The organism is Micromonospora sp. NPDC047756 (assembly GCF_055587245.1).
Genome location: NZ_JBVJGQ010000010.1, coordinates 101,714 through 116,464 on the forward strand (window position 1 = coordinate 101,714; position 14,751 = coordinate 116,464).

At 69.9% G+C, this 14,751-nt stretch carries 14 protein-coding genes and 1 pseudogene; 11 read left to right on the forward strand and 4 right to left on the reverse strand.

Features of this window, described 5'->3' with window-relative positions; all coding sequences use genetic code 11:
• Positions 1 to 2 precede the first annotated feature (2 nt).
• Positions 3 to 1,010, reverse strand: coding sequence for a TAXI family TRAP transporter solute-binding subunit (locus ACZ6NZ_RS29840; RefSeq protein ID WP_465861206.1), 1,008 nt, complete (start codon positions 1,008 to 1,010; stop codon positions 3 to 5).
• Positions 1,007 to 3,328, reverse strand: a complete 2,322-nt coding sequence (locus ACZ6NZ_RS29845) for a TRAP transporter permease (protein WP_465861207.1) — start codon at positions 3,326 to 3,328, stop codon at positions 1,007 to 1,009. The genes ACZ6NZ_RS29840 and ACZ6NZ_RS29845 overlap by 4 nt, the downstream gene beginning before the upstream one ends.
• A gap of 144 nt (positions 3,329 to 3,472) precedes the next feature.
• Between ACZ6NZ_RS29845 and ACZ6NZ_RS29850 the strand changes: the two genes are divergently transcribed.
• Both ACZ6NZ_RS29850 and ACZ6NZ_RS29855 read left to right on the forward strand, forming a co-directional pair.
• Positions 3,473 to 4,405, forward strand: coding sequence for an ABC transporter ATP-binding protein (locus ACZ6NZ_RS29850; RefSeq protein WP_465861208.1), 933 nt, complete (start codon positions 3,473 to 3,475; stop codon positions 4,403 to 4,405).
• 129 nt (positions 4,406 to 4,534) lie between these two features.
• Complete coding sequence (locus ACZ6NZ_RS29855; protein ID WP_465861209.1) at positions 4,535 to 5,074, forward strand: hypothetical protein; 540 nt, start codon at positions 4,535 to 4,537, stop codon at positions 5,072 to 5,074.
• Positions 5,075 to 5,232: 158 nt separating this feature from the next.
• Here the strand turns inward: ACZ6NZ_RS29855 and ACZ6NZ_RS29860 are convergent, their stop codons facing one another.
• Positions 5,233 to 5,469, reverse strand: coding sequence for a flavin reductase (locus ACZ6NZ_RS29860; protein ID WP_465861210.1), 237 nt, complete (start codon positions 5,467 to 5,469; stop codon positions 5,233 to 5,235).
• Positions 5,470 to 5,790: 321 nt separating this feature from the next.
• Here ACZ6NZ_RS29860 and ACZ6NZ_RS29865 point away from each other — a divergent pair.
• The 6 genes and pseudogenes from ACZ6NZ_RS29865 to ACZ6NZ_RS29890 all read left to right on the forward strand — a co-directional run.
• Positions 5,791 to 5,859: pseudogene (locus tag ACZ6NZ_RS29865) on the forward strand (hypothetical protein); the annotation flags it as partial.
• 107 nt (positions 5,860 to 5,966) lie between these two features.
• Positions 5,967 to 6,527 carry a DUF5753 domain-containing protein gene (locus ACZ6NZ_RS29870; RefSeq protein ID WP_465861211.1) on the forward strand — a complete coding sequence of 187 codons (561 nt, stop codon included), beginning with the start codon at positions 5,967 to 5,969 and terminating at the stop codon, positions 6,525 to 6,527.
• Positions 6,518 to 6,709, forward strand: coding sequence for a DUF397 domain-containing protein (locus tag ACZ6NZ_RS29875; RefSeq protein ID WP_366612008.1), 192 nt, complete (start codon positions 6,518 to 6,520; stop codon positions 6,707 to 6,709). The genes ACZ6NZ_RS29870 and ACZ6NZ_RS29875 overlap by 10 nt, the downstream gene beginning before the upstream one ends.
• Before the next feature lie 243 nt (positions 6,710 to 6,952).
• On the forward strand, positions 6,953 to 7,741 hold the full coding sequence (locus ACZ6NZ_RS29880; RefSeq protein WP_465861212.1) for an ABC transporter permease: 789 nt from the start codon (positions 6,953 to 6,955) through the stop codon (positions 7,739 to 7,741).
• Positions 7,742 to 7,781: 40 nt separating this feature from the next.
• A complete protein-coding gene (locus tag ACZ6NZ_RS29885; RefSeq protein WP_366612011.1) occupies positions 7,782 to 8,591 on the forward strand; it encodes an ABC transporter permease in 810 nt (269 codons plus the stop codon).
• A 90-nt stretch (positions 8,592 to 8,681) separates the two neighbouring features.
• Positions 8,682 to 9,710: a YihY/virulence factor BrkB family protein gene (locus ACZ6NZ_RS29890; protein ID WP_366612013.1), complete on the forward strand. Its 1,029-nt coding sequence runs from the start codon at positions 8,682 to 8,684 to the stop codon at positions 9,708 to 9,710.
• Positions 9,711 to 9,783: 73 nt separating this feature from the next.
• Here the strand turns inward: ACZ6NZ_RS29890 and ACZ6NZ_RS29895 are convergent, their stop codons facing one another.
• Entirely contained in the window at positions 9,784 to 10,257 is a 474-nt protein-coding gene (locus ACZ6NZ_RS29895) for a hypothetical protein (protein ID WP_366612015.1), read from the reverse strand.
• A gap of 546 nt (positions 10,258 to 10,803) precedes the next feature.
• Between ACZ6NZ_RS29895 and ACZ6NZ_RS29900 the strand changes: the two genes are divergently transcribed.
• The 3 genes from ACZ6NZ_RS29900 (at position 10,804) to ACZ6NZ_RS29910 (ending at position 14,748) form a co-directional block, all read left to right on the forward strand.
• Complete coding sequence (locus ACZ6NZ_RS29900; RefSeq protein WP_465861213.1) at positions 10,804 to 11,982, forward strand: ROK family protein; 1,179 nt, start codon at positions 10,804 to 10,806, stop codon at positions 11,980 to 11,982.
• A gap of 133 nt (positions 11,983 to 12,115) precedes the next feature.
• Complete coding sequence (locus tag ACZ6NZ_RS29905) at positions 12,116 to 13,624, forward strand: sugar ABC transporter ATP-binding protein (protein ID WP_366612039.1); 1,509 nt, start codon at positions 12,116 to 12,118, stop codon at positions 13,622 to 13,624.
• Complete coding sequence (locus ACZ6NZ_RS29910) at positions 13,621 to 14,748, forward strand: ABC transporter permease (protein ID WP_366612017.1); 1,128 nt, start codon at positions 13,621 to 13,623, stop codon at positions 14,746 to 14,748. The genes ACZ6NZ_RS29905 and ACZ6NZ_RS29910 overlap by 4 nt, the downstream gene beginning before the upstream one ends.
• The last annotated feature ends 3 nt before the right edge of the window (positions 14,749 to 14,751 follow it).

Genomic DNA, 14,751 nt, shown 5'->3' on the forward strand with positions numbered 1-14,751 from the left:
GGTCAGTTCGCGCCCAGGTCCTTCAACGCCTTCTCGGCGCCCCGGTGCAGCGGCACCGGCAGCGTCCTGCGGGCCTTTTCCAGCGAGATCCCCTTGGCCGCCGGGTTGGCCTGGGCCAGAGCGTCGCGCTTGTCGAACACCGTCCTGGTGATAGCGCAGGCCACGTTGGCGTCCAGATCCTTGCGGACCAGCAGCACGTTGGGTACGACGATGGTCGGGGTGTCGCTCGCCGTCTTGTACGCGTCCCGGCCGATCGTGCCTTCCTGGTAGCCGGGGCTCAGCACGGTCATCTTGGGCAGCAACGGCGAGATGTCGACGAACTTCACCGAGCCCCCGGCCGTGGTGAACAGGTCGGTGATGCCACCGGTCGGCAGACCACCGGACCAGAAGAAGCCGTCGACGCTGCCGTCCTTGATCCCCTCGACAGTCTTGGTGAGGTCCAGTCGCTGCGCCCGGATGTCCTTCGCCGGGTCCAGACCGGCGGCCTGCAACAGCCGGTTCGCGATCACCTCCGTGCCGGACTTCGGTGAGCCGGTGGAGATCCGCTTGCCGCGCATGCCGGCCACCGAGGTGATCTGCGAGTCGTTGCGGACCACCACCTGCGTGTAGTTGTCGTAGATGCGGGTCAGCGCCTGCACCGGCTGTGGCGCGGTGAAGCTGCCCGTGCCCTCCACCGCGTTGACCGCCGTGTCGAACAGTGAGAACGCCACGTCGTACTGGCCACCGACCAGTTGCTCGACGTTCTGCACCGAGGCGCCGGTCTCGGCGGCGGTGCCGGTGAGCTTGCCGCCGGTCGCCCCGGACAACTGCCCGGCCAGGGCGTTGCCGACCACGTAGTAGACGCCCGTCGCGTTGCCGGTGGCGATGCCCACGCGGGTCTCCTTGGTCACCTCGCAGGTGACCTCGCTGGCCGTGTCGTCGGTGGCCGCGCCGCCCTGCTGACCTCCGCAACCCGCGACGAGGGCGAGCACCCCCAGGCCCGCCGCGAGCCGTACGTCGATTCGTCTCACAGTTGTTCCTCCACAGGATCGGACGATGAACGGCTGGCGGATCCGCGTCGGACGAGGACACCCACCGCCGCCACGGCGGCCAGCGCCGTGCCGACCGTGACCGGCACGGGTTCGAGCCAGAGCAATGTGACGCCGGCGAGCGCGCCCAGCACCCGCTCCGGCACGCCGGCCGGGCCCACACCGGGCAGCCAACCGCCGGCGGCGACGGCGAGCACCGCCACGCTGAGCGCGGTGATGCCGGCGGCGAAGGCGATCCGTTGGACGCCACCGATGCCGAGCAGACCGAGCCCGGCCGGCGTGATGACGAACGCGATCGGGGTCAGGTAGGCCGGCAGCGCGTACCGCAGGGTCTGCCACATGGTCGGCACCAGTCGGCCGCCGGTGACCGCGGCGGCGGCCACCGCGGCGAGCGCGGTCGGTGGGGACACCTCGGACAGCACCGCGAAGTAGAAGACGAACATGGCCGCCGCCGGCGCGGTGACGCCCAGGTCGAGCAGGGCCGGACCGACGATCACCCAACCGATCACGAACGACGCGGTGACCGGCACGGCCAGGCCCAGCAGGCTGAGCGCGACGGCGGCGAGCAGCGCGGTGAGCACCAGCACCAGGGTCGGGTCCGACGTGGCCGCCTGCGCCCCGCCGATCAGCAGCGCCGCCGCCTGCGGGCCGAGGCCGGTCTTCGTGGTGGTCGCCGTGATGATGCCGGCGGCGGCGCAGACCGCGGTGACGGCGAGGACGCCGCGTACGCCGGTGACGAGCGCGGTCACCAGCCGGCCCGGGGTGAGTCGGTGCGTGCGGTCCAGGTAGGAGAGCACGACGGCGAGGACGATGGCGAACACGACGGCGCGCGTCGCGGACACACCGATGGCGAGGAACACGATGATGGCGATCAGGGAGGCGAAGTGGTAGCCGAACCGGGCCAGCAGCCGCCAGGGCGAGCCGACGTCGATCACCACCGGGCGTACGCCGGAGCGGCGGGCGTCGATCTCCACCGCCAGCAGGATGCCGAGGTAGTAGAGCACCGTCGGCACCGTCGCCCAGCCCAGCACCTGGAGGTACGACACGCCCAGGTACTCGGCGATGATGAACGCCGCCGCGCCCAGGGTCGGCGGGGAGAGGATGGCGCCCACCCCGGCCGCGGCCAACATGCCGCCGGCCCGCTCCGGCGGGTAGCCGGCGCGGCGCAGCAGCGGCCAGGTGACCGCGCCGATGCTCACCGTCGTCGCCGCGCCGGAGCCGGAGACGGTGCCGAGCAGAAAACCCGAGGCCACCGCCGTCCGGCCGGCGGCGGTCCGGGAACGTCGGAAGGCCGCGGCCGACAACTCGACGAAGAACCGCCCGGCCCCGGACAACTCCAGCACCGCGCCGTAGATGGTGAACAGCACGATGTACGAGGCGGCCACGTCGAGCGGCGTGCCGTAGAACCCGCTGTCGGAGTTGTAGAACGCGTCGACCAGTTGACTGAAGTCGAGCCCGGCGTGCGCGACCGGCCAGGACTGCGGCAACAACCCGCCGTAGTAGCCGTAGCCGAGGAACAGCAGGCAGACCGCCGGCAGGATCCAACCGGTGGCACGTCGGCACGCTTCGAGCAGCAGGAGCAGCAGGACGGTGCCCAGCACCAGATCCGTCGCCGCCAGCAGACCCTGCCGATCGAGGAACGCGTTGTAGCCGCCGCCACCGCTGCCGATCCGGATCGGCAGGACGGGGTAGAGGCAGGCCGCGACCGCCAGGGCGCTCAGCGCCCAGTCGGTCACGGTGGGCCGCGTCGACGCGGGTGCCGGGACGCGGCTGTCGCTGTCGCTCCCAGTGGCCTCGGCCCGGTTGGCGCGTGGTGGTCGGGCGCGTGGTCGTCGGGCGCGTAGGCGGGCCGGCAGCCGCAGGTCGGCCGGGTAGGCGAGGAAGACCAGCGGGAGTACGCCGGCCAGGAAGATGATCAGGTAATACTTGCTGCCCTGCGACAGGGGGCGGAACACCTGCCAGAGGGCGAGAGCGCCGACCGCCAGCGCCGCCCCGGTGAGGAGCAGACCCGCCGGCCCGGAGAGGACCCGCCCTGGTTTCTCGTCCTCGAACTGGGCGGCCAGGTCCCGAGTCGCCTGCTCGGCGACGCTCGGGTGGGTCGGGTGGGTCGGGTGGGTCGGGTCGGTCGGGTCGGTCGGGTCGGTCGGGTCGGTCGGGTCGGTCGGGTCGGTCGGGTCGCTCGGGTCGGCGTCAGGTCGCGGTCGGGGCGGCCCGGCGGGGCTCGCTGCGGGCCCGTCGACGGAGGAGTTGGCTGGTAGGGCACGTGACTGTGAACCATCGGGCGAGCTGATGGGCGGCACAAAAGGACGATACACGTCGATTGGCTGACGGGTGGGGCATCGATCGGCGTTTCGCCGCCGGTGGTCCGGAAACCGGGGTGATCGGCCGGCCGCCGGCGAATAAATGCGTGCAGGGGTGTCGGACCGGGCGGTTAGGGTCGGGCGGTGACTGCGGGGCGACCACTCATTCAGGCTCGCGGGCTGGTGAAGCGGTTCGGCCATTTCACCGCCGTGGACGGCATCGACGTCGAGGTTCGCCCGGGTGAGGCGTTCGGCTTCCTCGGGCCCAACGGCGCGGGCAAGTCGTCCACCATGCGGATGATCGGCTGCATCTCCCCACCGAGCTCGGGTGAGCTGCGCATCCTCGACCTGGATCCGGTGGCTGACGGGCCGGCCATCCGGGCGCGCCTCGGGGTCTGCCCCCAGCTGGACAATCTCGATCCGGAGCTGACCGTCCGGGAAAACCTGACCGTCTACGCCCGCTACTTCGGCATCTCCCGCCGGGCGGCCCGGGAGCGCGCCGCCGAGCTGCTCGACTTCGTCCAGCTCACCGAGCGGGCCGACAGCAAGGTCGAGCCGCTGTCCGGTGGCATGAAGCGTCGACTGACCATCGCCCGCGCGCTGGTGAACGATCCGGAGATCGTGCTGCTCGACGAGCCGACCACCGGGCTCGACCCGCAGGCCCGGCACCTGGTGTGGGAGCGGCTGTTCCGGCTCAAGCGGCAGGGCGTCACGTTGGTGCTCACCACCCACTACATGGACGAGGCCGAGCAGCTCTGTGACCGGCTGGTGGTGATGGACGGCGGCCGGATCGTCGCCGAGGGCTCGCCCCGCGCGTTGATCGAGCAGCACTCGACCCGTGAGGTGGTCGAGCTGCGCTTCGCCGCCGAGTCGCAGGAGCCCAACGCCGGCAAGCTCGCCGGGCTGGGGGAGCGGGTCGAGGTGCTGCCCGACCGGGTCCTGCTCTACGTGCCCGACGGCGACACGGCGGTCACCGAGGTCACCGCGCTGGGGCTCCAGCCGGCTAACGTGCTGGTCCGGCGCAGCGGCCTGGAGGATGTCTTCCTGCACCTGACCGGCCGCACCCTGATCGACTGATCCACTCGGTTTCCTGCAAGTCGGGGTCATACGGCGGCTCTGACACCGCGACTTCCTGAAACCCGAGTCGATCACGCAGCGGCCAGGACCGTAGGGTGACGGCCGTCTGTCGTTCCCCGGGGGAGTTTCATGTCTGAGCTGGTGACCGCCAACCGACGTCAGGCCGGGCTGACCGCCCTCTACCTGGGTGTCTTCGCGATGGTGTGGTTCAGTGTGCCGGCGGCGGAGCAGCCGCTGCGGGCCCTGCTCGTGGTGGGCAGCCTCGTCGCACTGCTCACCGCCGTGCTGGGCGGTGTGCTGTCCGCCCGACTGCGGGGGGCCGCCAGCCCTCGAGACCGGGCCGCCGACCGCCCGTACCTGCTCATCGTCCTGGCCGAGTTCGCCGCCGCCGGGCTGGGTGCGGCCGTGCTGGTCGCCGCCAACTGGTCCGAGTACGTTCCGGTGCTGGTCTGCCTGGTGGTCGGTCTGCACTTCTTCCCGCTTGCCCCGCTCCTGCGGGATCCGCTGCTCCGCCCGCTCGGTGCCGCGCTGTGCCTGGTGGCGGTGGCGGGCCTCGTCACCGGCCTCGCCTCGGCGGTCTCCGCCGGTCTGGTGGTCGGCGTCGGCGCGGGAGTGCTGCTGCTCGGTTACGCCGTGCAGGCGTTGATCCGCGGCTACCGGCCGGCCTGACCGGCACAGCTCGCCGAGGTCGGGGCCGCCCGCCCGTCGACACCTCGGACTCGGCCCACTGAGCAGCCGGTCCGACCACGGTTCAACCGTCCGATCGTTGGCAGCTCAGCAGCAACCGTTCCGGCGTGTCGAGCTGCTGAGCTGCCAACGATGACCGCTCAACGGGCTCTGGCCCAGGTGATGAACCGATCGGTCAACCGGTCCTGACCGGCCTGGCCGGCGAGGTCCCCGGCCGCCTCGGACATCACCGTGGCGAGGAACATGAGCAGACCGATCCGGTCCTCCCGGTACTCGCCCAGCAGCGCCAGCCGGGCCGGTGAGCAGGGCCACGCCGCGCCGCAGACCCGGCAGCGCCAGGACGGGCGGGCCGCTACGTGCGGGCGGTACCGCGGCATCACAGCCTGCCGCCGTCGTGAGCCGACCAGGTGAGTCGCACGGGAGAGAACCTCCATCGGGTGGGTGGGGAGCGCCCCGGATCGGGGGTCACGGGGCGCTCCCGGCCTGGTTCCGCCCGCCGTCTGGATCCCGTGAGCGGTCCCGCTGCGTGACAGTCTGCTGAGGACCCGACTACTGTGGGAGGTTCTGCACGCCGACGACCAGCGCGTACGGCAATCGGCCCGGCACGGTACGGGAATGTACGGAGGGTGTCCGTGGAGAGTTCGTCCATGCTGGAGCACTTCGCCGAGGAGCTGCGACTGGCCCGGGCCGCCAACGGGATGTCACAGGCCGCGCTGGCCGAGGCGTTGAGCTATTCCGGGGCGTTGGTCGCCAAGGTGGAGACATCCGAGCGCCGCCCGAGTCTGGACTTCGCCCGCCGGTGTGACGCCGTGTTCGCAGCCGACGGTCGGTTCGAGCGCATCCAGCGACGGATCAGCCGGGAGGCGGTGGTGCCGTGGTTCCGCGACTGGCCGGCATCGAGCAGGAAACCACAGCGCTGCGCTCGTTCGAGCCGCTGTGCGTGCCGGGCCTCTTGCAAACCGAGGGGTACGCCCGCGCGCTACTGGCCGGCGGCGGCTTGTTCGCGGCGGACGAAGTCGAGCAGCAGGTGGCAACCCGGCTGGACCGTCAGAGACTGCTCACCCGAGACCGGCCTCCGCTGCTCACTGCCGTGATCGACGAGCACGTGCTGCGCCGATGTGTTGGTGGGCCGGACGTCATGCGCGAGCAGATTCAGCACCTCGTGAAGGTTGGCACGGCGTTCCCGAGGGTCCGGATCCAGGTAGTGCCGACTCCCGCCGGTGCTTACGCTGGCCTCGGAGGGCCTTTCGTGATCGCAAGCTCGTCGCAGGGGGAGGACCTTGTCTACCTCGCTGGACAGCGTCACGGGCAGGTCATCGACCGGGCCGACTACGTCCGTCAGATGGTCGAGGTATGGGAGTCGATCCGCGGTGAGGCACTATCGCACGGGCAATCTCTCGATCTCATGGCGGAAGTGGCGGAGACATGGATTTAACCGGTGCCCGGTGGCGCAAGAGCATTCGTAGTGGCCCAGATGGCGGCAACTGTGTAGAGGTTGCCGGCAACCTGCCTGGGGTGGTGGCCGTCCGGGACTCCAAGGACCCGACCGGCCCCGTGCTGGTCTTCGCGCCCGACACGTGGCGCGCGTTCGTCGGGTCCGACGCCGTCCGCCGCTAGTTGGTGCGGTGATCACGAACCCACCCCGCTCTCCAGGAAGTCGGGGTGTTGGGGCGGCTCTGACACCGCGGCTTCCTGAAAACCGAGTCGATCAACAACCGGGTCGATCAACGAGCGGGGCCCAGGGGGACGCGGCGAAACCCGGGCGACACGTCGGCGGGGTCGTCGTAGGGTGACCGGCGGTCTGTCGTACCCGTTGGGTAGACAGGTCGTGGTGGTCGGCGCGGTGGGCGGGGTGATCGGGTGAGTGCGACGGGGTCGGCGCGGTTTCCCTGGGTGCCGGCGTATGCGGTGTTCGAGCACTACCTGGTGGGTCTGCGGCGCACCTGGCGGGCCGGGGTGTTCTCGTCGTTCCTGCTGCCGCTGCTGACCGTCGTCGGGTTCGGGCTGGGCGTCGGCGCCTACATCGACCAGGGCGTCGGCGGGGTGCGTTACCTCGACTGGTTGGTCCCCGGGCTGATCGCCTCGACCGCGCTCCAGGTGACGGTCGGTGACTCGACCTGGCCGGTGTTCAGTAACTTCCAGTGGGTCAGGACCTACTTCGCGCAGGGCGCGTCGCCGCTGCGGGTGGGTGACATCGTGGCCGGGCACCTGGCCTTCGTGCTGTTCCGGGTGCTCACCACGATTGTGGCGTTCCTGCTGGTCACCGGCCTGTTCGGGGCGTTGCGGTCGCCGTGGGCGGTGGCCACCCTGCCGGTGGTCGCCCTGCTCGCGCTGGCCGTCGCCGCGCCGACCTTCGCGTACTCCGCGTCGGTGTCGGGCGACAACTGGCTGGCGATGCTGTTCCGGTTCGCGGTCATCCCGATGACGCTCTTCGCCGGGGTGTTCTTCCCGGTCGAGTCGTTGCCCGACCCGCTGCGCTGGCTGGCGTACGCGACGCCGCTGTGGCACGCCGTCGACCTGTGCCGCGCGGCCACGCTCGGCGTAGCCCCACAGTGGTCGGTCGTGGGGCACCTGCTCTACCTGGCCGCCTGGGCGGTCGCCGGCTGGTTGCTGGCGGTGCGCGCGTTCCGTCGCAAGCTCGTCGTCTGAGCAGCGGCTCGTCTTCCCGACAGCAAGCAGAGAGGGTGTCGTGGTCACGCTGATCCTGCCCCGCCTGGTCGACGTCTCCGCCGCGTCCCGGCGGTCGGCGTCGGTGGTTGGGCGCAACGTCGCGGCGTTGAAGCCGGCCTACTGGCTGCTGTTGCTCTCCGGCTTCGTGGAGCCGCTGCTCTACCTGCTCTCCATCGGGGTGGGCGTCGGTGCGCTGGTCGGCGATCTGCCGCTGCCCGACGGGCGGCTGGTCGCGTACGCCGCGTTCGTGGCTCCGGCGATGCTCGCCTCCTCGGCGATGACCGGGGCGCTCTCGGAAACGACCTTCAACTTCTTCGGCAAGATGAAATACATGAAGCTGTACGACGGGATGATCGCCACCCCGGTACGGCCGTTCGAGATCGCCGTGGGCGAGTTGGCGTGGGCGATGCTGCGGGGCAGCGCCTACTCGGCCGCGTTCCTCGGGGTGATGGTCGCGCTGGACCTGACCAGCGTCACCCGGGCGTTGACCGCTCTCCCGGCGGCGGTGCTTGTCGGTTTCGCGTTCGGGGCACTCGGCATGACGATCTCCACCTTCATGCGCAGTTGGCAGGATTTCGACCTGATGGCCTCCGCGCAGTTCACGCTCTTCCTCTTCTCCGGCACCTTCGTACCGGCGCAGGCCTATCCGCCGCTGCTGCACTGGCTCGTCGAGGTCACCCCGCTGTACCGGTCGGTGCACCTGATCCGGGGGGTCACGCTGGGCAGCGGTGGCTGGGTCTGGCTGCTCGACGTGCTCTACCTGCTGGCGATGATGGCGTTCGGCCTGCTGGTGGCCTCGCGCCGGATGGCGAGGTTGCTCTACAGGTAGGGGTTATCCGCGCCCGTCGACGGGGCATGTCCGGAGGTGACACCGCCGACGAAGAGCCGGAGGTGACACCGCCGACGAAGAGGAGGGGCGATGGCCTCGAACGAGTCTTCCGCCCAGCGGGAGCGTGACCGTGATCCCGCCACCACACCGGTCGGGCCCGACGCGGGGCCGGACAGCCCGACCGACCTGCCCGGCAGCGGCTGGAAGGCGGCGCTGCGGCGGACGATCACCGAATTCCAGGACGACAGCCTGACCGACTGGGCGGCTGCGCTCACCTATTACGGGGTGCTGTCGATCTTCCCCGGCCTGCTGGTGCTGATCTCGATCCTCGGTCTGCTCGGCGAGAGCGCCACCGAAGGCGTCAAGGACACCGTCAACCAGGCGGTGCCGAACGACAGCATTCAGCAGATCATCACGGACGCGATCGGCGTCGCGGACAAGAACGGCGGCCTGGCCAGCATCGCGGCGATCATCGGTCTGTTGGCCGCGTTCTGGTCCGCGTCCGGTTACGTCGGCGCGTTCATGCGCGCGTCCAACACCATCTACGACGTGCCGGAGGGCCGGCCGATCTGGAAGACGCTGCCCATCCGGGCCGGCGTGACAGCGGTGATCGGCGTGCTGCTGCTGGTCTGCGCGGTGATCGTGGTCTTCACCGGCCGCCTCGCCGAGGCGGTGGGCGACGTGATCGGGCTCGGCTCGACGGCGGTCGCGGTCTGGGACATCGCCAAGTGGCCGGTGCTGCTGATCCTGGTCAGTCTGATGTTCGCGATTCTCTACTGGGCCTCACCGAACGCGCGGCACGGAGGCTTCCGCTGGGTCAGTCCGGGCGGAGTGCTGGCCGTGGTGATCTGGTTGGTGATCTCCGGCCTGTTCGCCTTCTACGTGAGCAACTTCGGTTCGTACGACAAGACGTACGGGACCCTCGCTGGGGTGATCGTCTTCCTGGTCTGGCTCTGGCTGAGCAACATCGCGATCCTGCTCGGGGCGGAGTTCGACGCGGAGTTGGAGCGTGGCCGGGCCATCGCGGCCGGCCACTCGGTGGACGACGAGCCGTACGTGGAGCTGCGCGACGACCGCAAGCTCAAGAAGAAGCGCAACCAGCGCGGTGCGGCCGGTTGAGGCGACGCGTCAGTGGCTGTCGGACCCATCACGGGTCCGACAGCCACTGACGACCATTGTCAGGAGTTGAGCGTCAGCTACAGGCGGTGGTGAGGCACCAGCCGTTGAGCGTGACCACCTGGAGGTCGTTCACCTTGTGCCAGCCGGGGTAATACTTGTTACCCACGCTGTCGTAGTAAATGTATCCGCTCGGCACCTGGAAACCGTCAGTGTCCCGGAATTCGTAGTAGTACCTCGAATCGGATGCGCTGCCCTGGCCGGCTGGAAGCCACATCGTCTTGCTGTTGGTCGGCCAGTTGCCCGAAAGTTTGATGGATCGGCCGAGGCGGTTCTTCACCTCGCCGCAGAAAATCCCCGCGGTGCAGTTTCCGAGGGTGCCGAAGTCGCCCTCGGCAGTGCTGGAAGCAGCCTGCCGGACGGGTGCCGCAGCGGCAATGCCCACGTCAGAGCTGGTCGAGGACGGTGCCGCCTGGGCTGCCGATGGTGAGAACAGCGCGACGAACGCTACTGCGGACATGGCCGCGATAAAGCGCGTCGGTCGTTTCATTGGGGTCCTTCCCGTCGGGGTATTCGGGCACGAAAGAACGGAAGGTCATCGCGATTGGAGAATTGCGGTGCGCGACTCGCCCCGTAGCTGTCGATGCTGAGGAACGTTAACGACCATGTAGACGACTGTCAACGTCCCTTCCAATTATGGCGACGTCGCAGTCGTTGATTTGGCGTGTCGCGGGCACCCGCCTCGGTCGCGTAATCGCTGCTTGAGCGCGTCGGTGCCGACGTACCGATGGCCATCGATGGAGATTCGCGCTCGCCGGTCGGGCACTCCCGGAGCCCGGCGGCGCGGCGGCGCGGCGGCGCGGTCGGGGCTTCTCGGCGCTCGCCGCACCCGCTCGGCGGGCGTCGGTGCGGCGGGGTGCGCAGCGAAACCGATCCATCCCGTCGCAAGCGCGACCGAAACTTCTGTCCGTTTGAGCAAAAGTTAGCGTCGGAACAGCCGAAGCTCTGGACAGGCGATCCGACCGCTCCTACTGTGTCGGACACAACACACCGACATTGCGTCGATGTGAACGCTGCCAATGAAGAGGGGGCCCGGGTGCGCACCGTCGACCCCCTGCACGTGCGCCTGTTACGGCTGCTCCGCGATGAGGGCGCTGTCTCCCGGGCCGAGCTGGGCGACCGGCTCCAGATGCCCCGACCGCGCATGCTGGCCGAGCTGGATCGTCTGGTGGCGTTGGGTTACGTGGCCGAGGCCGGGCTGGCCGCATCCCGAGGCGGGCGTCGCTCGACTCTGGTCGAGCTGAACCCGAAGCTGCGCTTCGCCGCCGTCGACCTCGGCGCCAGTTCGATGGACGTCGAGGTGGTCAACGGCCGCCTCGAACCGGTGGCCCACTACGCCGAGGCGGCCGACATTCGCAACGGCCCGAAGGTGACCCTGCAACGGGTCAACGAACTGCTGCACAAGGCCCGGGTCGACGGCGCGTACGAGCGACTGGACGCCGTCGGCGTCGGCGTGCCCGGCCCGGTCAGCTTCCGCGACGGCGTGCCGGTTTCCCCACCGATCATGCCGGGCTGGGACCGGTTCCCGGTGCGTGAGCTGCTCAGCCGGGAGCACGGTTGCCCGGCGGTGGTCGACAACGACGTCAACATCATGGCGATCGGCGAACGGCACGGTGGGGTCGCCCACTCGGTGGACGACTTCCTCTTCGTGAAGATCGGCACCGGCATCGGGTGCGGCATCTACCTCACCGGCGAGGTCTACCGGGGCACCGACGGCTGTGCCGGCGACATCGGCCACATCCAGGTCGACTCGCACGGCCCGATGTGCTCCTGCGGCAACGTCGGTTGCCTGGAGGCGCTGTTCAGCGGTGCCGCGCTGGCCAAGGACGCCGCAGCCGCCGCCCGCAGTGGGACGTCACCGGCGCTGGCCGAGCGGCTGGCGCTGCGCGGTGTCGTCACCGCGCTGGACGTCGCCGAGGGCGCCGTCGAGGGCGACGTGACCTGCATCCAGCTGATCCGGGACGGCGGACGGCGGGTCGGCGGAGTGCTCGCCGGTCTGGTCAGCTTCACCAACCCGTCGATGATCGTGATCGGTGGCGGGCTGGCCCAGTTGGGCCACATCCTGCTGGCCGAGATACGCAGTGTGGTCTACCGGCGCTCACTGCCGCTGGCCACCGGCAACCTTCCCGTCGTCCTGTCCGAGTTGGGCAGCCGTGCCGGCGTCACCGGCGCGGCGGTGCTGGCGAGCGACGTCGCCTTCGGGGAAGCCGCATGAAGCTGTTCGAGATTCCGTCGTGAGCGAGGAGGAGACTGTGGCTCTGCCCGAGGATGACCCCGCCACCGCGTCGGCCGAGGCCGTCGCCGAGGCGCCGCTGGTCGAGGCTCCCGCCGACACCGTCGCGGGCGAGGTGGTCCTGCGCCTCACCGATCTGGTGAAGACCTTCCCCGGCGTACGCGCGCTCGACGGCGTGCAGCTGGAGGTGCGTGCCGGCGAGGTGCACTGCCTGCTCGGGCAGAACGGCGCCGGCAAGTCCACCCTCATCAAGGTGTTGGCCGGGGTCCACCAACCGGATTCCGGGCTGGTGGAGTGGCGCGGCGAGCCGGCCACGTTCGCCAACCCGCAGGCCGCCATGAAGGCGGGCATCGCCACGATCTACCAGGAGCTCGACCTCGTCGAGGATCTGTCGGTGGCGGAGAACGCGTTCCTCGGGCACGAGTACCGCAGCTTCGGTTTCGTCCGGCGCGGCCGGATGGCCCGGCACACCCGCCAGATCCTCAGCCGGCTCGGCCACGGTGAGATCCCGCCGAATCGGATGGTCCGCTCCCTGCCGGCGGCCGGCAAGCAGATCGTCAGCATGGCGCGGGCGCTGTCGCACGAGGCCCGACTGATCATCATGGACGAGCCGAGCGCGGTGCTCGCCCACGACGAGGTCGGCAACCTGTTCCGGATCATCCGGGAGCTGACCGCGCAGGGCATCGCCGTCATCTACATCTCCCACCGCATGGAGGAGATCCGCGAGATCGGCGACCGGGTCACGGTGCTCAAGGACGGGCGCACCACGGCGGCGAACCTGCCGGCGCGCGACACCCCGACCCGCGACCTGGTGAGCCGGATGACCGGCCGCACCATCGAGTACGTCTTCCCGGACCGGCCGGCCGACGACCCCGCCGGCGCCGACCTGCTCCAGGTGCAGGGGTTGACCCGCACTGGCGAGTTCGCCGACGTGTCGCTGAACGTGCGTGCCGGGGAGATCGTGGGCATCGCGGGTCTGGTCGGCTCCGGTCGTTCCGAACTGCTGGAGACGATCTACGGTGCCCGCCTGCCGGAGGCCGGCACGGTGCAGATGGACGGGAAGGTCCTGCGGCCCGGCGTCGGCGCCGCGGTTCGCGCCGGGATGGGAATGGCCCCGGAGGAGCGCAAGAGTCAGGCGCTGCTGCTCGGCGAGCCGATCTACCGCAACGTCACGCTGGCCACCTTCGGCCGGTACGCGCGCCTCGGCTTCACCAACGCCGCCAAGGAACGTGCCGAGGCGGACCGGATCGCGGAGACCCTGGAGCTGCGGCCCCGGGACGTCGACCGGCCGGTACGAACGCTGTCCGGCGGTAACCAGCAGAAGGTGGTGGTCGGGCGTTGGCTGCTCGGCGGCACCAAGTTGCTGCTTCTCGACGAGCCGACCCGAGGCGTGGACGTGGGCGCCCGGGCCGAGCTCTACCAGGTCATCCGGGAATTGGCCGCTCAGGGCGTGGGGGTGCTGCTGGTCTCCAGCGAGGTGCCCGAGGTGCTGGGTCTGGCCGACCGGGTGCTGGTGATGCGGGAAGGGCGGGTCGTCCGCGAAGCCGCGGCCGGCGAACTCGACGAGAACACTGTGCTTGACCTCGTGATGGCGGGGTCCTTGATGGAAGGCGCACCGGCATGAGCGACGCGACTCCCACTCCCACCGCGACACCGGAGCGCCCGCAGCTTCCGGCGCAGTCGCCTCCGGTGGATCCGGCGGAGACGGCGGTGGCCAGCGACAAAGCAGGATCCGGGGGCAAGCTCTCCTGGTGGCGGGGTGACGGTGGCGACGGCGCCAAGCGCAACCTCGGCCTGATCGGGGTGCTGGCCGCGCTCATCGTGGTCGGCGCGGTCACCAAGCCCGACCTGTACGGCGACCCGAACTGGGTCTGGAACAACGTCCTGGCCATCCTCCAGTTGGCCTCGGTCGTCGGCGTGGTCACGGTCGGCATGACCTTCGTGATCATCGGCGGTGGCATCGACCTGTCGGTCGGCGCGATCGTCGCGCTCGCCGGGGTCTGGTGCACCACAGTGGCCACCCAGAGCTACGGCGCCGCCGGCATGATCTTCACCGCCCTCGCGGTCGGCGTCTGCGTCGGCCTCGTCAACGGTGTGCTCATCTCGTACGGCCGGCTGGTTCCCTTCATCGCGACGCTCGCGATGCTGGTGGCCGCGCGAGGGCTCGCGGCCTCCATCTCCAACAAGCAGACCCAGGTGTCGAGCAGCACCTTCATCAACGACATCGCCGCGCGCAAGATCATCGGTATCCCGATCCTGGTCTACATCCTCGGCGCGGTGGTGCTGGCCGGCTGGGTGGTGCTCAACCGCACGACCTTCGGCCGGCGGACCATCGCCGTCGGCGGTAACCCGGAGGCGGCCCGGCTGGCCGGTATCAACGTCCGGCGGCACACCATGCTGCTCTACGCGCTCTCCGGTCTGTGCTGTGGTATCGCCGCCATCATGCTCACCTCGCAGGCGACCTCGGCGCAGGCGGCGATGGCCAACCTGTACGAGTTGGACGCGATCGCCGCGGCGATCATCGGTGGGACGCTGCTCAGCGGCGGCCGGGGCACGATCGTCGGCTCGCTGCTCGGCGTCATCATCTTCGCCACCATCACGAACCTCTTCGCCATCAACGGCCTCTCCATCGAGGCGCAGAACATGGTCAAGGGCGGCATCATCGTCGCCGCCGTCCTGGTCCAGCAGTTCCAGTTCAAGTCCGTCACTCGGCTCCTCGCGCGGAACAGGGTCACCACCGCAACCTGACGC